Here is a 22058-nt window from a genome sequence, read left to right as displayed (position 1 = left end):
GTTTCATATTTTGTTACATATCTTGTACAAACTTCTAAGTATCAAATATAGTTTTGCTTAAGCTTTGCATAATGCAATTTAAATAGCTTAAAGTAAAAAACATTTGATATGAAAACAACTCATTTATTTGTCACATTAACACTTTATCTTCTCCTAACCCAAACAGTTGAAGCTCAATTCCTAAAAAAACTAAAAAACCGTGTAGAACAAACAGTAGAAGATGTTGTTGTTGATAAGACAGCTGACAAAGCTGCCAAAAAAACCGCTAAAACCATGGATAAAGCTTTTGACATAAATCCTTTTGCTAACTCCGGTCGCAAAGAAAAAGCAAATCCTGGATTGGTTGCAAACTCGTATGATTTCACTTGGAAATATTCTTTAAAAATGAGCACAAAAAAAGAAGGTGAAATAGTCTTTGATTACTATTTAAAACCCGATGCACCCTATTTTGGTTTTACGTCAGCCACCATGGAAAACATGTTTACCATCATGGATAACGGCAATAAGGTAATCGTTATGTTTATGCAATCCCAAGGGAATAATGTTGGTATGGTAACACAAATGCCAGATGATTTGGATTTGGAAGAAACAAAAGACCAGTCTAAAGAATTCGTATTTACATCACTTCCAGATAAAACCATCAATGGTTACCATTGCAAAGGTGTTAAAGCTACTAATAAAGACTTTGAAATGGATATGTATTTTACCAATGAGGCCGAAGTGAGCTTTGACGATATCTACAAAAACCAGCAAACCAAAATTCCTAGGCAAGTAAATGACTATTTTGATAAAGATGAAAAACTACTCATGATTTATATGGACATGAAAGGCTTAAAAAAGAAAAAGGAAAATATGACGATGGAATGTATTGGTTTAGAAGAAGTGTCAAAAACCATTAAAAAGTCAGATTATAAGTTTATGTAATTAAAAAAAAAATTGATCCCAAACAAAAGTAATTGTTTAAATCATTTATGAATTATAAAATAGTAAACCAAAAAAACAAAAATCATGAAAACACAAACAATTAAAGTATTCCTTATTGGTGCAATGCTAAGTACAACACTTTCCTTTTCCCAAAGCCTTGAGGGCAGATTAGGTGTAGAAGGCTTTTCCAGAACCACTAGTTTTAAAGAGTTGGCAGCTGTAGATTTATTCAAAGCTTTTAAACAAGGCTCCTACAGCATCAAGTTTAATTTTAGAGCCGATGGTATTAACGACAGAAATATTGTTCTGTTTGATATGAAAACCACCGTAAAATATAATGGTAAAACAATTTCTCAAACAACAAGAGGTGGATGGCCATGGTTACCAGGCGATATGTTTGTGCCTGCAGAGGGCTTTGATTTTATCCCTGCTTTAGAAAAATTAAGTACACAAGATACTTCTACCGAAGGTTTTTTACCGAAAGGAAACTATGAAATTATTTTAGAGACGGTGCCGTCACCAAAACAATCTGTAAAATCAGGAATTGCACCCGCTACCATTAAATTTTCTGTTCAGTAAAATTAATTCAAATAAAAAATGGAAACAAAAAAGAAATCAAAAAATGAAAAACCAAATAGACGAGACTTTTTGGTCAACGTATCAATGGCAGCGGCAGCCTTAACGCTGAACAGTGCCTTTGGGTTTCCTGTGGCAACCGGGCAGGGCAATGGTAAATTGTTTGCAAAAATTAAGTATGTCGGTGGCATTCCACTTAAAGATAATATGTATTCATTTTCAGAGAATAATTTGGAAAAATTGAAAAGTGGTAAAATGGAATCGCTCACCATAAAAATGGAAGCTAGTTTTGACCAACGCAACTGGAAAACTATAGAAACGAGCATTACAGACAGAAATTTTATGAAACAACTTTCAGAAATGGCTCAAAAAGTCGAATAAAAGTTTGCTTATGAATCCAATTACCAGAACCCGTGAATCTGCTTTTTCCTATCAGTGCTATGCCTGTAACAACTGTTGTCACAACAAATTGATTCAAATCAATCCTTATGAATTGTTACGCTTATCGAGTTGTTTGGGAATTTCAACAACCCAATTCAGGAAAAAACATCTTGATGGTCAGTTTTTAAAGCAAAACAAGGTTTCTGGCGCCTGCCAGTTTTTAGGAAAAGAAGGTTGTACTGTTCATAAAGACAGGCCACTGGTTTGTCGGTTGTACCCTTTGGGAAGACTGCGCATGGACAATGGCAATGAGCGCTTTACAGAACTTGAACCACATCCAAAGTCAAAAGGTGTGTATGGTGGTGCATCAAAGGTTAGAGATTACTTAAAAACACAAAAAGTAAGTTCATTTTTAAAAGCTGAAAAAAGTTATTTAAAACTAATTCAACAAATGGCTATCTCAGCTTTGAACGATGAATCCTGTAAAAAGGATGAAGCAGCGCCTTTTAAAGGCACTAAAAAAGCGATTGGCTACACCGATTGGGTTTTGGATCCGGATCCAATTATAGAAAAGTACTGTGCTTCAAAAAACATAGAAACACCAACAAAAGTGGAGCAAAAATTAAAGTTCCATTTAGTGGCAATTCAATCCTGGGTTGAAGGAAAGTGGGATATTTTATCTGTTACTTAAGATTTAATTTTTTTAAAGAATGAGACCATTATAATTGAACAAATGAAAATAAAAAAAACTATTCTATTCCTATTCAGTCTCTTGTTGTGTCTTTCATCGTGTAAAGATGAGACAAAACAAGAACATAAGGATTCAAACCAATCGCATCAGGTTGAATTGCCCAAGCAAACAGCTAACAATCAAAAAAAAGAGACGCTTACCAAAGAACAAGCGGGCAACTTCTTTCCAAAACAAATCGGGGATTATAAATTGATTAACATAGGTGATAAGTTACTAAAAACGAACGGTATTGCCTCGGGCACCTATATCAAAGGAAATGATTACGACCATAGTTTGACCTACACTTTGGAAGATGAAAATAGAAAGGGGTCTGCTATTCTCAAAAATTTTGAAGACGCGTATAAAACAACAGCAAAAGGTCCTGAAGGAACTGAGTACCTTAGAAAAGAACGCAACGGATACAAAACCATCGCCTTTCTGCAACACAACATTAATCGTTATAGCATCTCATTTATTTACAACCAACGATTCAGGTTAAGCCTTGAGGGTGTTGAAAAACCCGATGTGCTATGGACTTACTTTAAAAAAGAAGATTTGCAAAAACTTAATACATATTAAATGAAAACACAAATAAACCATACCATAGTAGTAGCAATAAGTGTATTATTTAGTATGACGTGCCAGGCACAAGAGGCTATTTCAGGAAGCATTTCAAATTATACAGGAGGAGAAAAGCTAATTGCTTTTTATGATATGATTTCAAAAGAGACCATGGAAATTGGAACTATTGATGAAGAGGGTAATTTCAGTATTCCTTTGGATGAAAATTATCTGAAAACTATCAAACTAAAAGCTGAAAACGCAAAAGCAAAAGCACCAGAAGGTTGGGAAATTGAATTTAAAACAGTGGCTACAACTTTTGAATGCTCGGGTTTAATGGTTGAATATGAAAATGGGGAAGCATTGGTTGTGGGAATGCCAGATCTTGAAGTTAAAGCCAAAAATGCAGAATGGGACGAATCCGTAATGTATGCCGTTAGCAATCCAGAAATAGCCAATTGGTTGTATTCTTATGGAGAAAAAAATAGTGCTAAAGGCTATTATTTGCAATGGTTTTTTGTGGAAGAACCAGCATCGGCTAAAGCAGAGTGTTTATGGCAAACGTCTGTTTCAACTGGTGAAACTTATAATAATAAAACCATCATAAATTTAGAATTGCAAAAAGGATGGAATATAATCAAATATAACATTGCTGAAGTTTTTACCGATGCAAACGGAAAAATAACACCTTCTAAAACCGAAATAAGTAGGATAGACCGTATTCCTGACAATATTCAGTGGGTGGTTGTTAAATAGAATACTTTATAAAAATTAAAAGATAAAAAGTCAATTAGCAAATTTTAAAAATAGTGAACAAATAAATTTTAACAGATGAAAAGAATCATTACTATAGCATTTATTTTTTGTTTTATAGCCTGTAAACATGAAACAAAAGCACAAGATGAATCGCAACAAGATACTCAAAACGTAGTACAAAAAGATTTTAAAAAAACGCCTTATACCAAAGCCGATTTTAAGGAAGCATTCCCAAAATCAATAGGTGGACTACCCTTGGATGATAAGTTTTTTAGCGAAAACCAAATGGCAAATGGAACATACGGAGACGGAAAAATTGAACTACAAATCATCGACTGTTCAGAAAAACACAATGGATTACAAAAAACCTTTTTGATGGCTTACAACATAAAGCAATTTGACGATGAAGATACCAAGCACGAAAATAAAGAACGTAATGGTATTAAAACCATTAGCAACTACAGAATAAATAGTGAAAGATGTGATATAGCTTTTGTTTACCATAATAGATGGTACGTTGTATTGAGAGGGGAAGGTATGAGTCCCGATGAACTTTGGAATACATTTGATATAGATGTAATGAAAAAATTTAAAAATTAAAACATGATGCAAAAAATAATCAGCTTTATTTTTTTGACCCTTCTAATGGTAGCATGTAAAAATGATGCCAAAAGCACACAAAGCAAGGAAGTGAAAACCAATGATATGACCACTATTACAAAAAAAGATAAAAAAAAGAAAGTGGTTACAGGACTTGTTGAAGCACAAATTGATGGTAAACCATTCAAAATGGACAACTTTGACCAAAAAACAACTACCGATGTGGTCTTTCTGGACAATGGTATTCAGTTTAGAATAAATGACGTAAACAAGCAAATGATATTGGTTAATATGTACGCTCCGGATTTATTGAAACATATACCAATTGCCATTTCCCAACAATCCTCTGCATTAAAAATAGGAGAAGCCTATAAGGTAAAAACACATAGCAGGTTAGAAGTTATAGTTCCCAGTGGCAAATATCTTCAAAGTGATACCAAGGCACTATATCAAGGCACTGTTTCTCTTGACGAATTGTCTGAAAACAGACTTGTTGTAACCTTTAATGGCATGGGCTTTTCTCTTGGCTCAACTCTCAAGAAAGAATTATTTCCAATGCAAGGTAAAATTATATTGGATAGCTTCAATGTTTATGATTTTAGAACATAATAACACGAATTAATAAATAAAACAACTATGGAAACAACAGAAAACAACACCGTACAGGCATCATCCAACGAAGCTATTGTAAAAGAAGGCAAAACAATAGCCCTCATTGCTTACATAACATTTATAGGTTTAATTATTGCCTTTGTAATGAACAATGATAAAAAAAACGCCTTTGCAAGCTATCATATCAAGCAATCTCTTGGATTGGCATTAACAGGTTTTGCACTGGGAGTTATCGGAATGGTTCCCATACTGGGATGGATCATAGACCTTGTGGGCTTTTTTGTATTGCTTTATATGTGGATTATAGGGTTAATAAACGCCATTAACGCCAAGGAAAAACCCGTGCCAATTTTAGGAAAGAAATATATAGAATGGTTTAAAAACATATAAACCTTTCACCCATGAAAAAATTTATTTTATTAATGGTTTTTGTAACGGTGCTTATTTCTTGTGATAAAAAACCTAAACAGATTTTAACGGACGTATTACCAGCACTTAAAGATAAGGGGAATTATACACAACAAATTTCAGAAGGACAAAAGGTGGCAGCAAAACTTTCTAAAATAACACCATTATCAGAAGACGAATTAAAAAATGCGTTTCCAAAGCATTTGAAAGGTGTGCCAGTAGATGAAAAAATAATGGTTATTGGTCAACAAGTTGTGGGGAGTTTTGGCAATCATGAAATATCACTTTCCATAACAGATGCAGCTGGGAATAAAAACCAATTGGCAGCAAATTTTATCAATAGTTATACCTACAATAAAGTACCAGAGGAAACCAACAATTTTAAAGTTGTAAATACAGAGCACAGTGGTATTAAAACCCATGCCGAATATTTTAAAAAAAATGGTAGAAGTGGGATTTGGTTTTTGTACAACAATCGGTTCTACATTTCTTTACGCAATGACGATAATCGTATCAAAATGGATCCAGACGAGCTTTGGGAGGCTTTTGATATCAATGCGTTACAGAATTTTAAAAAGTAAACTAGTATGAAATGCTCTTTAACAAATTTTTCAAAAGAAACAAAATATTTAAAAGAGCATTCCATCGGACTATTGAAAAACAAATAAAGTTAAACAGATGAAAAAAATAATCTACATCACTTTTTTGGCAACCCTTTTGTTTGCATGTAAGAACAATAAAAAAGAAGAAGATAGTAATATAGTTGATGCAAACCCTCAAACAACCAGTAGCGAATCATCTATAAAGACCATTCAAAAATTAACACCACTTTCCAATGAGCAATTAAAAGCAGCGTTTCCAAAGCAGCTTTATGATTTAAAATTAGATAAAGATCCGGTAATTACAGGTCAATCCATATTAGGGCATTTTGGTGGCCGAAAAATCTCCTTGGAAGTTACCGATGCTACTGGAGAAAGCAAAAAAAGAGCAATCTATTTTTTAAATACACTAAATAATAAAAATTTTGAGGATACTGCCGATATCAAATACATTAAAAAAGAACGTAACGGCATCGCAACTTTTGCAACACAATATATAGGAAGTCATACAAAACTTGAATTTTTATATAAAAGCAGATTTTATATTTATTTGTTAAGTGAAATGAACCCAGATGAGCTTTGGGAGGCTTTTGATATCAATGCACTGAAAAATCTTAAATAAACACTTTGTAAATGCAGCCGACCAAAAAGCAACCGCATACAACAAGTCCCAATTCCCGAAGGGAGTTTATGCAGCAAATAGCCTTGATTTATTTGGCAACAAACCTTCCGTTATCTTTTTTGGGCTGTGAGTCTGATAAAAAGATGTTTATAGGTTCCGGGAAAGTACCGTATAAAGTGTGGGAAGAAATGCTTTTGGCGTTGCAAACCTGTCCCGATTATTTGGAAGGGCGCATGAAAGCTTTAGTAGCTTCCAAAGATGCGGAAGCCATGTTTAATTTTGTGAGAGATGAGATTTATTTAATGCCAGCCTCAAATAAATCCATTGGATATATTGGAAGACAATTTAAATGGGGAATGAAAGGCGTGTTGCGTTATGGGATGGCGACACCCAGGGAAAAAGCAGAATTATTGAATCAAATGTTTTCTGAGGCCGGCATTTCCTCCAAAGTGGTTTTTGAGCGCACTACAATTACGCCAGAAGAAGCCATGTCATTTTTTTTACGCCCTGTACAACGGAAATTTAATGTAGAGGTTTCCAAAAAACAATGGAAACAATGGAAGAAAGAGTTGCAAGTTGAGAATAATGAAGATAATAAAATTCCGGTTTTCGACCAGGATTTTAAAAAGACGAATGCATTAGCCGAACAATTATGGGGTTTAATTCCCAATAAAGAGACGCTAAATAAGTCTGGTTTTGATTTTAGATGGGATAATTACCGCACGCCAACCGTGGCGTTTCAAATAGATGGCGTCACAAAATACGCCCATTTGTTTGATGCCAACATTCCGTTTGGAGAGCTTAAAAACAAGGGAGGAATTTCTGAAGCTGATCCTGTTAAGTTAAACGAAGAAACTCTTGAAATTAAGATAACTTATAGAGAAGCCATACACCCTGATAAAGAAATTGAACTCATCTCAGGCGCCTGGAAATCAAGAGATTTAATAGGGAACCAGATACATTTTGCTTGCCTCAATGGATTAAGTTTGGAACAAAGTGCTGTGACACCTATTGGTAATTTACGCATTTTTACTCCAACATTGGCATATCAAGATTTTAACGCCGATCTTGAAACCATGGAAAAGCAGTCTTTCATTGCAGACCCTATTACGTTGGAAGGGGATAAAATAATTCTCCCCGATGAAAATGATAATCCAAAGACACCAATTATTTTAAATGCCCCAAATTCAGAATTAATTAAGACAGTCAATCAACTTGCAGTAAAAGCAATCCCAATAAACAACCCTTTGGTAAAACTTCAAGTAACCCCAACGGATTCCGAAGGAAAAATCGTTGAAGGTTTACAGGTTAGCGATTTTCAGTTCAAAGATAACAAACAGCCTATTCAAGCCTTGATGGAGTCGAACAGGCAAACTCCTAAAATTCTGATTTTATATGATGAATCTTTCAGCATGCCAAAGGAGTATTACGGAGAGAACATGGATAGGTTTGTGGCATCAGTTGAAGAACAAATTCAAACACAATTTCCATCTGCCGTTATTAAAAAATGGGCAACACCATCTCAACTTTACACATGGTTGCTTAAAGCCTCAAAAACCAGTTTTGATTTAGTTTTATATGCTACCGATGGAGATAATGATGATACTTACAATGAACAGGATTTAGCAGCCTATCAACATGGGCCTTCAACCATTATTCTTGATGTGTACAATACGGATTCTTCACATGATAAAAGTACTTTTGAGCACATGGCTGCCATAACCAATGGTTCTGTATATAACGCCAAAGACCAAAATTTGGTAATAGAAAAGGTTGTGGAATATGTGAATGCCATGGACATTCCACCTTATACATTTACCTATTATGCAAATGATGAAATACAGCATGAATTGGTATTAACGATGGATAAGGAAAGGCTTCACGCTAGTTCTGATTTTGAATTCCTTTCGTCCCCCAATCCTGAAGACCTAAACCAAGGAATTATCGGAATGTATCTCGATGTAAAAATAGGGAATACACATACAAAGCGTGTCTTGGCTGGCTGGGATCCGGTTACACAAACTAACAAGAAACCCACCAAATCCCATTTTTTAGATGTCAAAAGTCTCATTCTTGGCGGCACAACGTTTTATTTTGAAGGTGAAGGGCCAACGCTGGCAACCTCGTTGGTTGATTTGTTACAGTATCGATTATCTACGCGCGGTTGGGGAGAAGCCCTTTTAGAAGATGATTTAACGAAAGCAAAAACCGAATTTGAAAAAGGTGGGTTTCAATATCATGCAAACATAGTCCCATTAATGGCGCCCATTGAAGATGGTGTTACCCATAGCACCTTCACATTTGCATCGGGAATACGAATAGGGATTTGCAAACAACAAATCCATATTGAAGATAAAAAGACATCACAGTCATTTGATTTTTTACCAACGTCCCACTATGTGAGTTTTTCCAATGGTCATGAGAATGCTTTCAAAACTAACCTGATAAAAACAGCACAACTCGCTATTCGTGAAGCGTCTCTTTTTCATAATAGCACGCTGAGTGATTTAAACGATAAAGTACTTATTGAAAGGACGAAGGCTATTGCTGATCGCTGGTTTAGCAATTTAGACCGTAATAATCCAGACTACTATTATTGGTTTGAGCGGATAAATCGCGGCGATGGTAACTATAAACTATTTGATTCAGCAGGCATCAACAAGGCTTTTTGGCAAATAAATGCCCAAGGCGAACTGTATGGCGTGTTGTGGGATGGAACAGGTGGTGGCTCCACGAGTACTGAACTACAGCTAAAAAAACTCTATCATGTTATGGACTTATATATGGCTGCATTTTCTGTAATGGGGGTAACCAATTTAGCACTTGGTATTGTGGCCACCTATAGCAAAACGCTTGTAAAACTTTATGCCATTGTAACAGAAGTAATAATTGTTATGGATAACACTGGTATGGACGACAAAATTCGTAATGCATTAAAAGAGCTTGCTTGCAATGTGCAAAAAGAAATCATGTTTTTTGCCTTAGGGAGAGTCGGTGAAGTTATGGGTGGTCTTGATTTAATGATATCCTTAATGGGTGGCAATGGGCTGCCTGGAACAGGTTGTAGTTAATTATTAAAAAAAAATTATAAAAAAGAATGACAACATACATTTCAGAACTTGACCAAAGGCAAATATTAGGTCTCATTTTATTGGTAGCTATGGTATCGGTTTTAATTAACTCGATATACGCCTGGTATTTGGCAAATCAATCGAAACTATGGCCCAAAGCAAAAGGAACTATAGAAAGCATTAAAAGTTATAATAATGCAAAAAAAATGATTTTTGAATACGGATATCAGGTACAAGGTACTTTTTATAAAAACCAACGAATATTTTTTTCAAATTCAAAACAGTACAGGTTAAAACACATTAGAGAGTTTAGAAGCAAGTATTCGCCAGGACAACAGGTTGAGGTTTTTTACAATCCAAATAAACCAAAAATGGCAGTTTTAGAACCGGGACGAAAAGACGGTATTGTCTTAGCAGTTGTAATAACATCGGTAAGTTTTATTTATGGCTACATCGCTTTTTTTAACCAAAATCTTTATACAGAAATCACAGAAAAACTATTTCAATTATTTAATTAAAAACCATGATTATGAAAACAACATTAGACTCAAAAACAGGCATACATGTTCTATTTTTTTTAATTTTCGAGTTAAGCTTTTCCCAAGCAACTTTACTTAAAGATATTTATCCTGGATCAGGAAGCAGTAATCCTTCAGGATTTTTTAAATATAATAACGAACTCCTGTTTTCTGCTCAAGACGCTAACAACAATAAAGAATTATGGAAAACAGATGGAACATTAAACGGAACAGCTCTAGTTAAAGAAATAAGTCTGGGATTATTATATGGCAGTAATCCTGGAGGTTTTAAAGAAATGAATGGTATTGTATATTTTGGTGCGGATGATGGTGTAACTGGTTCAGAACTTTGGAGGACAGATGGAACAGAACAAGGAACTCAACGGGTAAAAGATATTAATCCTGGATCAGGAAACTCAATAGGTGGTGTTGGTTCGGGAGTTGTTTTTATGAATGAATTGTATTTTGTTGCTAACTCTGCATCTAATAATTTAAGTGAACTTTGGAAAACTGATGGAACAGAAAATGGTACCGTTTTAGTTAAAAGTTTTATGCCATTTTCGTATTATTCTTCTAATACTTCTAATCTTATGGTTGGGCCAAACGGCAATGAAATATTTTTTACCGCTGATGATGGTTCAGGATTTTATTTATGGAAAACAGATGGAACCAGTTCTGGAACAGTAAAAGTAAAATCACTTTACAACACACCTTCATACAGAATAGGAAATTTTGGAATTATTAATTCTGAAATATGTTTTACCGCTTATAACTATTCAGGGGAACAATCTTTATGGAAATCTGATGGAACAGTTGCAGGAACACTAATATATTATGACAATTTACCTGTTGGCAATGTTTCTGTCATTAATTCAAAAGTATTTAATAATAAGTTATATTTTAATGCTTATTCTACGGTTTACGGTACTGAATTATGGACTACTGATGGTACATATTCGGGAACACAAATGCTTAAAGATATAATACCTGGGACTACTTCTAGCTCTCCTAGTTACTTCTTTGAATTAAATAACGAGTTGATTTTTCAAGTGAGTAAATTTCCAGGAACCGAATTATGGAAGACAGATGGAACTGAATCAGGCACACAATTTGTCATAGATATTCACCCTGGATATGATGGTTCAATATATTCCACATATCCTATTCCTGAATTAAATAAATTTTATTTCACAGGAGATGATGGAACTGGAAGATCGCTATGGGAAAGTAACGGAACAGCTTCAGGTACAATATCTTTGTTTGATATATCAGAATCAGATTTACCATTAATAAGCGTCGTCAGCTTTTTAAATAATAAATTACTTTTTACAAAAGAGTCAACTTCTGAAGGATTTGAATTATGGTCTTTTGATGCCACTTTAGGCGTTGTAGATAAAGCAATATTTAATAATTCAATCTATCCGAATCCCATTACCAATACGTTGTTTTTTAAGACTCCCTTATCTGCGAATCATCAACTGCAAGTAATTAACCAATTAGGACAACAAGTTTTACTGCAAAACAGCAATGCGTCAGCCACATCGTTAGATGTTTCAAACCTATCCAAAGGGCTCTATTTTTTAAATATTATTTCTGAAAATAACGAAAAACAAACCCTCAAATTCATTAAAAACTAAAACCACAAAAACAGTGATCAATAAAATTTTATAAAATGAAACACCCATGAGAATTGCATTAGCACACAAGAGAATAGTTATTCAGGGTGTTCCATCTGACCTCTTTAAACAATAAATATAAACAGATGAAAATAAAAATAATTATAGTATTGGCATTGTATAGCATGGGGCATTTTGCTATAGCTCAAAACGTAATTCCTGTAAAACTGGAAATCGAAAAAGAAATTCCCGGAGAAACCTTCCCGAATACAGGTCTTAAATTAGAATTCTGGATTGAAGAGCAAAACAAATTTATTAGTCTTGATACTACTCAAACGAAAATGCTCCTATTTGAAGATGATTTAGGAACTGATATTTTAAAAGCACATCAAAAGACCATTTCTGAGTATGAAAAACAACAGCAAGAAACTGGGTATAGCGATTTTTATGTAAGTAACAAAAACATAATTGATCTTGCAAACACGCGGGCTTTAAATGATGCTATTGGTTTTAAACTACTGCTTTCCAGTTCAGTATTGCCAGCCGAAAAAGCTAAAGAGTTGCATATAAAAGCAGTTATTGCATACTTCGCTGAAGATGCATCAGCCCCAGATCAAAGCACAATTATTCAAAATTTCACACCAGAGAATGAAGTTGCCAACTGGCAAGGCAAGCCTATTACTATCGTTAAAAATGGATCGCGTTCTTCTGATGGAAATAATGAAAGAAATATTGGCTATTCCCTGCAAAACTCAGACATAGGGGTAGCAGTAAAAGAAATAGACATGGTGGACAACTCCGGGAACATGATTAAAAATTTGGGGTATATCTACATGGAAGAAGGTAAATTAAATTTCGAGATACCCGAGAAGCTACTTTCTACCCCGTTAAATTTAAAATTCACCTATACGCCTTTAAAAAGTGTGTCATTACCAATCGATACACGAATAAGCATTGGATTATAATGACGATATATAATGACATAAACATGACTTAAAAAATAATCACTAACACCATTGAAAATATGCTAATTACATCAGACTTTTTAATAATCAATAAATATATACCTATGAAAAAAAATCTAAAAATTATTGTTATTCTTTTGCTTGTTACTTCCTATGTGGGCTTTTCGCAAACGCCAGAACAGCAAAAAATGATAGAACAAGCATTAGAAAAAGCAAATAAAGAGATAGAAAAAGCAAAAAAAATGCAAGATAGTATTATGAATACGCCTGAGTATAAAGAGCTGGAAAAAGAGGTGCAACGAATAATAAATGACTTGGCAGAATATGAGAAAAAAGCAAAAAAAGAGGAAGAAAATATAAAAGAGGAAGAAAATATAAAGGTGAAGAAAAAGGTTAAACCTGCAAGTTCCGAACCAAAAATAGAGAATTACCCATTTGGCAGTTTGAACGTTAATGTTACGGTGATTCCTATGGGGATGAGTACGCCCGTGAAAATTGGAACCATGTCTAAATCGGGAGACATCAATTTTGATTTTCCCAAAGTGCTTGAAAATACATCTATCGAATCCTCAAAAATTCAGGACGCTATATCTTCGCAATGCGATAAGGATGGAGCCATTGTTGAAGAAAAGGACGATATCTTGTCACGTGAGTCGGGGATCATATCACTTTGGACCGATAAAGACCGTTTTGTAGGCACTATTTATGCCGTTTCAGATGAAGACTTAATAGCATGGGTTGATGATCCGTTTTATATCAATCCAGTTTTAGGTTCGTTTTTTAAGCTCATTTATGTGGCTTCAGATTTTCAATATAACACCCATTGTACCCAAACACGGATGCTCGACACCGGTAATGCACAAATCACCTACCAATATAATTTAAACCTAAAAGCAGGCTTTAATTTTATTGAATACAAGATTGAACATATTTATAAATCAAATATAAATGGGGTGGCATCATTTCCAGATAAAGTGTCTGTTACCTCAGTCAGCGGCATTCCAAAATGTCAATGGATAGGGCGATACTTTTAATACTAATCAAAAGGTTTAAAGTTGTTTTAACTGGAGAACCATAATTCTGGCAACGGTCTGCAAGTGCCAATGGTTGGAAAAAAGGGGTCAAGCAAAAAGTTTGTGGGGTAAGATAAATTTTTAAAAATTTGTATATAAATAAATATACAAAATATCACAAAACCAAATTATGATAAAAAAAATATTTCAAGCACAATTTCTTTTTATCAATTTGTCTATTATTTAATTTTCAGCCTGAATCCCATTTTCCAACCACTCCAAAAACACATCTGCATCAGGCTCATAGCCAGTGGGTTGATTGAGTAAATTCAAATCGCTGTCCATTAATACATAATAGGGCTGAGAATTATTTTTAAAATTCACCGTTTGAAACGTCGCCCATTTGTCGCCAATGGTTTTAATGGTTTTAATGGTTCCGTTTTGCTTTTTATAGTTAAACTGCTCATCTTTTGGCAATTCAGTGCGTTTGTCCACATAAAGCGAAATCAAAATCACATCGTTTTGTAATGTCTCCAAAACTTGGGGTTCGCTCCATACTTGCTCTTCCATTTTACGACAATTTACACAGGCCATTCCTGTAAAATCTATCAATATAGGTTTTCCTGAAGCTTTGGCAGCAGCGAGTCCTTTGTCAAAATCTTTATAGGCGGTTAAACCTAATGGACCCGAACTGTCTTTGTCGTACAAGCTATAATTTAATGGTGGTGGAAAACCACTTAAGAGTTTCAGATTAGCATAAGACGACTGAGTTAATCCTGGGACGAGATAAATCACAAACGCTATAATAATCAGCGATGTAAAAATTCTACCTTTACTCAGTTTGATGGTTTTAGCATCGTGCGGAAATTTGATTTTACCTAAGAGATAAAGCACCATAGCAATACCAACAATGATCCAAATGGCAATAAATATTTCACGTTTCAGCAAACCCCAGTTTTCAACCAAATCGGCGTTGGATAGAAATTTGAATGCCAGACCAACTTCCAAAAAGCCTAAAACGACTTTAACGGTATTCAGCCAACCACCACTTTGTGGCATCGCCTTTAACCAGTTAGGAAACAAAGCAAATAAAGCAAAGGGTAAAGCAAGAGCCAAACCAAAACCGCCCATACCAAAGCTCAATTGAATAGCACCACCATCAGCAGTTAAGGAGCCACCAAGCAACGAACCAAGAATTGGTCCAGTACAAGAAAAAGAGACAATAGCTAAAGTCAATGCCATAAAAAATATGCCTACAATACCACCAAAACTCATGGCTTTTTGATCCATACGATTACTCCAAGATTGTGGTAATGTGATTTCGTAATAACCAAAAAACGAAAAAGCAAAAGCCATAAAAATGATAAAAAAGATGATGTTTAAAACTGTGTTGGTAGAAATGTTGTTTAAAATCTCTGGATTGACACTGTCTAATAAATGAAAAGGCAAGCTTAGTAAAAGATATATTCCAAAAATGAATAATCCATAAAGTATGGCATTGATTTTACCAATCTTCGGTGTTCGTGCACCTTTGGTGAAAAATGAAACCGTGAGCGGAATCATAGGAAATACACAAGGCGTAAGCAAAGCCAAAAGCCCACCAATAAAACCAAGAAAAAACAGCATCATATACGATTGTTCTTCATTGGTTGAGCTGATCAATTCTGGGTTTTTTATATCTAACTTTAAGGAATTAGTCAAGTTGACATCTGTTTCATCAACTTCTAAATTTTGACCTAAAGCCTGAAATGAACCATCAGGATTAATTTGTAACCTGAAGGTATGTGTTTCTGGTGGCAAGCAACGCTTATCATCACAAACCGAATACATAACATCTACTTCAATAGGTTGGTCAAACGAAGTTATTTCAACCTTTTGGGTAAAAGCAACTTTCTCTTCAAAATATTTTAAATCGGTTTCAAAAGTTTCATCATAAGCTTCTATACCTTCGGGTTCATAGGTTGTACCAACCAACTGATAGTGCTTTTGATTTTTAAAGATAAATTCGGTTGGAATTGGACCAATGACATCTTCACCTAAAGCTCTCATTGACGGCAAGTGCCAGCCTTCTTCTAATTCAGCGATAAATGCCAAAGTAAAAAGGCTGTCAGATTTTGTGACATTGGCTTTCCATTCAATGGGTTCTAAAACTTGATTTTGAGAGCCAAAATTGATTTGGGCAGTTGTATTAAAACTCAATAAAATAAAGCTGAATAATAAAAAGCTTATTTGAAATAGGTTATTTTTAAACATTGTGTTGTCTTATCAGTAATTTTATAGCGGTCGTCAATTCTTTGATTAACTACCCAAATGATGCCTTGATTGTGGCAAAGCACCCAAATTTGAGCCTTTTCTTTAGTGCTTAGTTTTTCATCTTTCAGAAAGTCGCTTAATTTTCGCTTTCCTTGCATGCCTAACGGACAAAAATAGTCACCTATTTTATATGGACGAAGCAAAAGTTCAGTTTTAAGTAAATCTTTAGAAATAAAAGCAATATTTGGGTTGGCTTTATCAAAATTGTCAGTGATTTCAAATCGCAGTTTTCCTTTTGAAAATGCTATGGTTTTAGGAAGATTTTCTAAATTAATTGTAATGGGGTCTTTATCAACTTTATTTAAAACAAAAAGTTCTAAAAATCCACGTTCTTTAACCAATTTATGGCTCGGTGACTTGACAAATTTACCGACTTGAGCTGTTGTTAAATTGTAAATGCTATCCCAATCTGTGAACCCAAAATCTTTTAATAATTCAATCAATAAGTTTTTAGGATTTGAAAAGGTTTCTAAAGCTTTGATGTCAAATTGATACGAGTCTTCTGTTTGTTTAACTATTTGTTTAAAAGCAATATTCAAATAATCATCAAGCAATTCATGTTGACGTTTAATATTGCTTTGTGTGGTTTTAAAACGGGCATGTAAATTATCATCATGTTTTTCAAAAAAAGGAATCAAATGGTGCCGAATCACATTGCGAAGATAGTTGTCAGACGCATTGCTTTGGTCTTCTCGCCATTTTAGGTTTTTTGAATGAGCATAATTTAAAATATCTTGTCTTGTAAACTCAAGCAGAGGTCTTATTATATTATTTCGCTTTTTAGAAATTCCCGTTAAACCTTTAATTCCCGTGCCACGAAAGGAGTTGATCAAATAGGTTTCTAAATCATCATCGGCGTGATGTGCGGTCATAACAATATCATAATTTTCTTTTTCTAAACAATCTTCAAACCATCGATATCGAATTTCTCTAGCAGCTTCTTGTGTAGAAAGTTGATGAGACTTGGCGTAATCTTTCGCATTTTTTTCTAAAACAAAAATGGGTCGGCTTAATGTTTGAGCTAAATTTTCTAAAAACTTTTGGTCTGCATCACTTTCTTTTCTACGCAGTTTAAAATTGACATGACAAATGCCAAACTTCAAACCTAAAACATGACACAAGTGAATCAAAACCGTCGAGTCTAAACCACCACTCGCAGCAATTAAAAACCTTTTGTTTTCTGCTTCAGGAACAAGGTATTGAATTTGTTTTTGAAATGAACTTTGCATTGAATTAAAAGTGGTTATGGACTTAAAATACAAAACTAACCAAAATCCTTAGCGTCTTGGCGTCTTAGCGTGAAAAAAATTCTAAGATACTTGCCCGTTTTTTAACACTTCCATCAAAGCTTTAGCTTTAACCAAACATTCCTCATATTCATTTTCAGGAATAGATTGATGTGTTATGGCACTACCAACCATCAAGCTGGTATATTTTTTTAAAGAATTGTGTAAAATACTCCGGATGACCACATTAAAATCAAAATCAAATTCGGGAGTAATGTAGCCAATGCAACCACTGTATAAACCACGTTTGGTCGATTCTAAATTTTCTATAATTTGCATAGCTGAGACTTTTGGTGCTCCTGTCATACTGCCCATCGGAAATGTGGCTTTCAAAATATCTTTTAAACCGATTTCAGGTTTGAGTTCAGCTGAAATTGTGGAAATCATTTGATGAACTTGCTTGAAACTGTAAATTTTGCAAAGGTCATCAACTTTTACGCTATTTTTTTTAGCAATTTTAGACAAATCATTGCGTACCAAATCCACAATCATCACATTTTCAGCAATCTCTTTTGGGTCTTTTTGGAGTTTGAGTTTGTAGTTTTTGTCTATTTCGGAGTCTTTATGTCGCTTCGCCGTTCCTTTTATGGGCTGAGAAACGAGCTGTTGATTAGATTTTTTCAAAAACCGCTCTGGACTTGCACCTAAAGCAAACTGATGTTCATGTTTAAAAAAACAAGCAAAAGGAGGTTGTGAAATGTCGTTTAAGTTTTGAAAACAATTCTGTGGATTCAATTGATGGTTTTCTGCAAAAAACTCTTGGCAAAAATTCATCTCGTAAATATCTCCACGTTGAATGTGTTTTAACACCTCTTCTACTTTTGAAAGATAGGTTGTTTTTGAAATTTTCGGGATTAGGTTGGTGTTTTGGAATGCATTGTTACTTGATAAAACATCTTGATTTTCAATAGATTTAAGGTCGTCTTCTATTTCATCAGCAAGCATATTCAAATACAGACATTCAACGCAATTATCCTTAATTAAAAACAATTTCTGCGGTTGAAAAAAATACAAATCTGGAAACTCTAAACCATCATCATTTTTAGATTTTAAATCTTCTATACCATTTTTGATATCATAACTCAAATAACCAAAAATCCAATCTTGGGTTTGTTGTTGATATTCTTCTAAAGCGTCTAAAGCCTGAGTATAATCAGTTTTAATTGCCGTAAAAGCTTCTACGGCTAAAATGGCATCGTAGTCAGCAATTACATCTTTATTGGAGTTAAGCCAAACAATATCTTCAAATTGAGCCGACCAATGAAAAAGCTGATTTTTAAAAGCTTCAATATCTCGTGGTGAAAATTTATGTGAAGTTCTCAAAGACTAATCAATTTCTTTAATAAAAGTATTTAAAGCTTTTTTAAATTCTTCATTTTGTGCTTTATCTGTAATGCCTTCTTCTTCAGAAAAACTGTGATTAAATGAAGTTAGAGCAAAATTTGATACAACTTCAGCACCAAAACGTGGCAAGATATCAACGGTGTAATCATTAGCCATTTTTGCTCCACCTCGACCAGAAGAAGTGCTGATGATGAATACCTTTTTGTTTTTTAAAAAATCTCTATCATGTCTTGATAACCAATCTATACAATTTTTAAAAAAAGCCGATAAACCACCGTTGTGTTCATTGACTGAAATCAACAAAGCATCAGCATTTTGAATGTGTTTGTTGAGTTTTTTAATAGATTTAGGAAAGCCTTGTTTTTCTTCTACATCTGCACTATACATGGGAATATCGAAATCTTTTAAATCGATTAATTCGACCTTGTGATCACTGATTTGAGAAGCGACATAAGAAACCAATTTAAAATTGATTGATGTTGAGCTGTTTGACCCTGCAAAAGCCAATATATTTTTCATAGTTTACTAATTTTAAAGCAAAAGTAAGTTATGCTAAAGACATAAAAAATACTTATATTAAAACTTTGAAGGATGAGTAATAATAAAAAAAACCGCCCCAAAAGGCGGTTGATAAAATGAAAAATTAAGGATTCAGATAAACCTGACATCGATTGAGTTCAGGGTTTTGAAAAATCAGGGAATTGATAAAAATTCTAAGTTCTTCAATTTCATGAGGTAAAAGTCTTTTGACGGCTTTTTCTACTTCTCTACAAAACAATTTGGCATCAAAAGAAACTTTTCTCAAAACTTCCTTTGTATATTCAAACATTGCTCTTGCCATGATGTTTAAATTTTAAGGTTAAGTAGTTTTATGCCATAAATTTTATTTTTTTGGTTGTCTAATTTAAGTAAATATTTCAAAAAAAAATGTTAATTCAATTAAAAAAAAGCACAATTAAAATTAAAAATATGGTAGATAGTTGTCTAAGAGTTTATTGGTAAATTCTTTTTGAAAAAAAAAATTAAAATAACGTGAGTTCGTTATAAATTCCAATAAAATATTTTCATATAAAATACAGATATTTAATCATTTGTCATGTCGAAAGAGCAAAGCATGAGCGACGAGACATCTCATTAGGATGAGATTTCTCCTCATTCTTCGTTCGAAATGACAAAATTTGCATACAAAAATATGTAATCATCTGATTTACAGCTTTAAATAAATATAACTCACGTTAAAATAAATCTATTTAAAGAAATAAAATTATACTTAATTCTTATTTTATATGTTTTAATACATTGATAATCAAATAAATATATTAAGTTGTTAAATCAAAGTGTGATGGTTTGTGTTAAAAAAAAGTTTTGGCAAAATAAATAAGAAATGTTTTTTTAATTCGTTTTATGATTTAGCAACCACTAAATTATACACATAATAATAATTTTGAAACTCCTTTTTTAATACTACTGCTTATTAGATTATGGCACTAAAAATATCTTCACCTAACAAAATATATGTTTTACTTAGTTTAATTTTCTTGATGTCATTGTTGGCTTTGGGCTCGTATGGTCTTACAGAAAGCAGTGAAGCTCGATATGCCGAAATTGGTAGAGAAATGCTTATAAATCATGATTATATACATCCAAAGTTGTTGGAAATACGACATTATCACAAGCCACCATTAACCTATTATTTAGTTGCACTTGGTTACAAAATATTTGGTATAAATGAATTTGGAGCAAGGTTTTTTCTTCAAATTGCATTGGTGTTACAAATATTTTTTGTGTACAAAATTGCTCAAGTTTTGTTTGACAATATTAAGATTTCATTTTTTTCAGCCATTATTTATTTTTCTTTTCCAATTATTTTAATATCAACCAATAATCTTACTACAGATGCTTTTTTAACAACATTTGAAATAATCGGTATTTATTTTTGGCTGTTGTATAAACAGAAGCATAAAATATACGGTCTCTATCTTTCTGCAGTGGCTTTGGGTTTAGGTTTTTTGACTAAAGGTCCTGTTGTGTTGTTGCCATTTGTGGTGTTTGTAATAACTTATTTTATTATTTTTAAGAAAAAATTCAAGTTTAATTATCACCTTTTTTTATCTGTTTTGATTTTTTTGGGAATTTCTGTATCCTGGTTTGCATTAGTTGTAAAAGAAACCCCAGAATTATGGGACTATTTTTTCAAAAAACATACCATTGAAAGAGCTTTAAATGCTGAAACGTTTAATCGAGACAAGCCGTTTTGGTATTTTTTGGTTTTGATTCCTGCTTTAGGTTTTCCTTGGGTAATATTTTTAATCTTTCAAGTTATAGATTATTTTAAAAAGAACTTTTCAATTAATCCTAAAGTAAAATTTTTATTGATCAATTTGGGTGTTGTTTTACTTTGTTTTTCATTGTTTAGCTCAAAACGGGTGTTATATATTTTGCCCATATTTATATATTTAGCAATACTATCAAGTTATTTGATTTACCATTCAAAAAATAAATTTATTAAGTATTTTATCAAAACCTATAAGGTATTATTTGTAATTCTTTTTGTAGGTTTTACTGTGGCTTATTTTTTGAGTTTATTAAAAATCAAATCTCTTTATTTTATTTTTTTACTCCTGTTTTTTGTGGCGACCATAATCTATTCAAATTTAAACCTAATTAAATCTCAATATTCAAAATTGATGAGTTTAAGTTTCTTGTTTATTATGATGATATTGGTTACCTTTAGAGTTGTAGGTAATCAAAATCCAAACTTAATCAATAGCACAAAGTCTTTGGCTAAAGAAATAAGGGATTTAGAAAACAAAACAGGAAAGCACAAAGTTGCCGTTTTTGACAAGAGACTTTCATCAATGCCATTTTATTTGCACGAAAAAACTATACAAATACATCTTGATAGATACGACACCAAAAGAGAAGTTAGGTTTGAAAAAGATACAAATTATCAAAACTATTATTGGAATTTAGAAAATGATAATGATTTTAAAAAGCTGATTGATTTTTTAGAATATAACAAAGGACTCTTGGTTGTTAAATGTTCAAAAGATATCAGTTCTGATATTCAGAAATATTTAGATGATATGCAAATAAAAAAAGTAGATCGGTGGTGTATATATTATTGATGATTTTATTTGAAATCACAAATCCATAATTTTAG

Annotated in this window: 22 protein-coding genes; 17 read left to right on the top strand and 5 right to left on the bottom strand. The window is 33.2% G+C overall.

Annotated features, from left to right (window positions below):
• Positions 1–108 precede the first annotated feature (108 nt).
• The 16 genes from ACSSV5_RS06790 to ACSSV5_RS06715 all read left to right on the top strand — a co-directional run bounded on the left by ACSSV5_RS06790 (position 109) and on the right by ACSSV5_RS06715 (position 13973).
• Positions 109–924: a DUF4412 domain-containing protein gene (locus ACSSV5_RS06790; RefSeq protein ID WP_454245288.1), complete on the top strand. Its 816-nt coding sequence runs from the start codon at positions 109–111 to the stop codon at positions 922–924.
• Between the two features lie 84 nt (positions 925–1008).
• Entirely contained in the window at positions 1009–1503 is a 495-nt protein-coding gene (locus ACSSV5_RS06785; protein WP_454245287.1) for a hypothetical protein, read from the top strand.
• 18 nt (positions 1504–1521) lie between these two features.
• Positions 1522–1881 carry a twin-arginine translocation signal domain-containing protein gene (locus ACSSV5_RS06780; protein ID WP_454245286.1) on the top strand — a complete coding sequence of 120 codons (360 nt, stop codon included), beginning with the start codon at positions 1522–1524 and terminating at the stop codon, positions 1879–1881.
• Positions 1882–1891: 10 nt separating this feature from the next.
• Complete coding sequence (locus tag ACSSV5_RS06775) at positions 1892–2572, top strand: YkgJ family cysteine cluster protein (protein WP_454245285.1); 681 nt, start codon at positions 1892–1894, stop codon at positions 2570–2572.
• A 42-nt stretch (positions 2573–2614) separates the two neighbouring features.
• Positions 2615–3190 carry a hypothetical protein gene (locus tag ACSSV5_RS06770; RefSeq protein WP_454245284.1) on the top strand — a complete coding sequence of 192 codons (576 nt, stop codon included), beginning with the start codon at positions 2615–2617 and terminating at the stop codon, positions 3188–3190.
• Entirely contained in the window at positions 3191–3928 is a 738-nt protein-coding gene (locus ACSSV5_RS06765) for a hypothetical protein (RefSeq protein WP_454245283.1), read from the top strand.
• Between the two features lie 75 nt (positions 3929–4003).
• Entirely contained in the window at positions 4004–4528 is a 525-nt protein-coding gene (locus ACSSV5_RS06760) for a hypothetical protein (RefSeq protein ID WP_454245282.1), read from the top strand.
• Between the two features lie 6 nt (positions 4529–4534).
• Complete coding sequence (locus ACSSV5_RS06755; RefSeq protein ID WP_454245281.1) at positions 4535–5137, top strand: hypothetical protein; 603 nt, start codon at positions 4535–4537, stop codon at positions 5135–5137.
• Between the two features lie 27 nt (positions 5138–5164).
• Complete coding sequence (locus tag ACSSV5_RS06750; RefSeq protein WP_211066623.1) at positions 5165–5530, top strand: DUF4870 domain-containing protein; 366 nt, start codon at positions 5165–5167, stop codon at positions 5528–5530.
• An 11-nt stretch (positions 5531–5541) separates the two neighbouring features.
• Complete coding sequence (locus tag ACSSV5_RS06745; protein ID WP_454245280.1) at positions 5542–6129, top strand: hypothetical protein; 588 nt, start codon at positions 5542–5544, stop codon at positions 6127–6129.
• A gap of 97 nt (positions 6130–6226) precedes the next feature.
• Positions 6227–6769 (top strand): hypothetical protein, encoded by a 543-nt coding sequence (locus ACSSV5_RS06740; protein ID WP_454245279.1) that lies wholly within the window; start codon positions 6227–6229, stop codon positions 6767–6769.
• Between the two features lie 11 nt (positions 6770–6780).
• A complete protein-coding gene (locus ACSSV5_RS06735) occupies positions 6781–9840 on the top strand; it encodes a hypothetical protein (protein WP_454245278.1) in 3060 nt (1019 codons plus the stop codon).
• A gap of 26 nt (positions 9841–9866) precedes the next feature.
• Entirely contained in the window at positions 9867–10358 is a 492-nt protein-coding gene (locus tag ACSSV5_RS06730) for a DUF3592 domain-containing protein (protein ID WP_454245277.1), read from the top strand.
• An 11-nt stretch (positions 10359–10369) separates the two neighbouring features.
• On the top strand, positions 10370–11995 hold the full coding sequence (locus ACSSV5_RS06725; protein ID WP_454245276.1) for an ELWxxDGT repeat protein: 1626 nt from the start codon (positions 10370–10372) through the stop codon (positions 11993–11995).
• A gap of 125 nt (positions 11996–12120) precedes the next feature.
• The gene (locus tag ACSSV5_RS06720; protein WP_211066616.1) at positions 12121–12939 is read left to right on the top strand and encodes a hypothetical protein; all 819 of its coding nucleotides are present in this window, start codon (positions 12121–12123) and stop codon (positions 12937–12939) included.
• Positions 12940–13043: 104 nt separating this feature from the next.
• On the top strand, positions 13044–13973 hold the full coding sequence (locus tag ACSSV5_RS06715) for a hypothetical protein (RefSeq protein WP_211066615.1): 930 nt from the start codon (positions 13044–13046) through the stop codon (positions 13971–13973).
• Positions 13974–14195: 222 nt separating this feature from the next.
• Here ACSSV5_RS06715 and ACSSV5_RS06710 read toward each other — a convergent pair whose 3' ends face one another.
• The 5 genes from ACSSV5_RS06710 to ACSSV5_RS06690 form a co-directional block, all read right to left on the bottom strand.
• A complete protein-coding gene (locus tag ACSSV5_RS06710; protein ID WP_454245275.1) occupies positions 14196–16205 on the bottom strand; it encodes a cytochrome c biogenesis protein CcdA in 2010 nt (669 codons plus the stop codon).
• On the bottom strand, positions 16178–17494 hold the full coding sequence (tilS, locus tag ACSSV5_RS06705) for a tRNA lysidine(34) synthetase TilS (protein ID WP_454245274.1): 1317 nt from the start codon (positions 17492–17494) through the stop codon (positions 16178–16180). Before tilS ends, ACSSV5_RS06710 begins: the two co-directional genes overlap by 28 nt.
• An 81-nt stretch (positions 17495–17575) precedes the next feature.
• Positions 17576–18874 carry an anthranilate synthase component I family protein gene (locus ACSSV5_RS06700; RefSeq protein ID WP_454245273.1) on the bottom strand — a complete coding sequence of 433 codons (1299 nt, stop codon included), beginning with the start codon at positions 18872–18874 and terminating at the stop codon, positions 17576–17578.
• Positions 18875–18877: 3 nt separating this feature from the next.
• Positions 18878–19414 (bottom strand): NADPH-dependent FMN reductase, encoded by a 537-nt coding sequence (locus tag ACSSV5_RS06695; protein ID WP_211066611.1) that lies wholly within the window; start codon positions 19412–19414, stop codon positions 18878–18880.
• Between the two features lie 124 nt (positions 19415–19538).
• Positions 19539–19736: a hypothetical protein gene (locus ACSSV5_RS06690; RefSeq protein ID WP_211066610.1), complete on the bottom strand. Its 198-nt coding sequence runs from the start codon at positions 19734–19736 to the stop codon at positions 19539–19541.
• A 640-nt stretch (positions 19737–20376) separates the two neighbouring features.
• On the opposite strand from ACSSV5_RS06690, the gene ACSSV5_RS06685 reads away from it, so the two are divergent.
• Positions 20377–22023, top strand: a complete 1647-nt coding sequence (locus ACSSV5_RS06685; RefSeq protein WP_454245272.1) for an ArnT family glycosyltransferase — start codon at positions 20377–20379, stop codon at positions 22021–22023.
• Positions 22024–22058: the final 35 nt, after the last annotated feature.

Source organism: Psychroflexus sp. MBR-150, from assembly GCF_053628795.1.
The sequence above is the reverse complement of the archived record's forward strand: the minus strand, read 5'-3'. Positions and strand labels throughout refer to the sequence as shown.

Coding starts and splice junctions, on each gene's coding strand:
- ACSSV5_RS06770 (WP_454245284.1), top strand. CDS start 2,615: ATGAAAATAAAAAAAACTATTCTATTCCTATTCAGTCTCTTGTTGTGT.
- ACSSV5_RS06780 (WP_454245286.1), top strand. CDS start 1,522: ATGGAAACAAAAAAGAAATCAAAAAATGAAAAACCAAATAGACGAGAC.
- ACSSV5_RS06710 (WP_454245275.1), bottom strand. CDS start 16,205: ATGTTTAAAAATAACCTATTTCAAATAAGCTTTTTATTATTCAGCTTT.
- ACSSV5_RS06745 (WP_454245280.1), top strand. CDS start 5,542: ATGAAAAAATTTATTTTATTAATGGTTTTTGTAACGGTGCTTATTTCT.
- ACSSV5_RS06775 (WP_454245285.1), top strand. CDS start 1,892: ATGAATCCAATTACCAGAACCCGTGAATCTGCTTTTTCCTATCAGTGC.
- ACSSV5_RS06720 (WP_211066616.1), top strand. CDS start 12,121: ATGAAAATAAAAATAATTATAGTATTGGCATTGTATAGCATGGGGCAT.
- ACSSV5_RS06685 (WP_454245272.1), top strand. CDS start 20,377: ATGGCACTAAAAATATCTTCACCTAACAAAATATATGTTTTACTTAGT.
- ACSSV5_RS06695 (WP_211066611.1), bottom strand. CDS start 19,414: ATGAAAAATATATTGGCTTTTGCAGGGTCAAACAGCTCAACATCAATC.
- ACSSV5_RS06690 (WP_211066610.1), bottom strand. CDS start 19,736: ATGGCAAGAGCAATGTTTGAATATACAAAGGAAGTTTTGAGAAAAGTT.
- ACSSV5_RS06715 (WP_211066615.1), top strand. CDS start 13,044: ATGAAAAAAAATCTAAAAATTATTGTTATTCTTTTGCTTGTTACTTCC.
- ACSSV5_RS06740 (WP_454245279.1), top strand. CDS start 6,227: ATGAAAAAAATAATCTACATCACTTTTTTGGCAACCCTTTTGTTTGCA.
- ACSSV5_RS06765 (WP_454245283.1), top strand. CDS start 3,191: ATGAAAACACAAATAAACCATACCATAGTAGTAGCAATAAGTGTATTA.
- ACSSV5_RS06735 (WP_454245278.1), top strand. CDS start 6,781: ATGCAGCCGACCAAAAAGCAACCGCATACAACAAGTCCCAATTCCCGA.
- ACSSV5_RS06730 (WP_454245277.1), top strand. CDS start 9,867: ATGACAACATACATTTCAGAACTTGACCAAAGGCAAATATTAGGTCTC.
- ACSSV5_RS06755 (WP_454245281.1), top strand. CDS start 4,535: ATGCAAAAAATAATCAGCTTTATTTTTTTGACCCTTCTAATGGTAGCA.
- ACSSV5_RS06785 (WP_454245287.1), top strand. CDS start 1,009: ATGAAAACACAAACAATTAAAGTATTCCTTATTGGTGCAATGCTAAGT.
- ACSSV5_RS06725 (WP_454245276.1), top strand. CDS start 10,370: ATGAAAACAACATTAGACTCAAAAACAGGCATACATGTTCTATTTTTT.
- ACSSV5_RS06750 (WP_211066623.1), top strand. CDS start 5,165: ATGGAAACAACAGAAAACAACACCGTACAGGCATCATCCAACGAAGCT.
- tilS (WP_454245274.1), bottom strand. CDS start 17,494: ATGCAAAGTTCATTTCAAAAACAAATTCAATACCTTGTTCCTGAAGCA.
- ACSSV5_RS06790 (WP_454245288.1), top strand. CDS start 109: ATGAAAACAACTCATTTATTTGTCACATTAACACTTTATCTTCTCCTA.
- ACSSV5_RS06760 (WP_454245282.1), top strand. CDS start 4,004: ATGAAAAGAATCATTACTATAGCATTTATTTTTTGTTTTATAGCCTGT.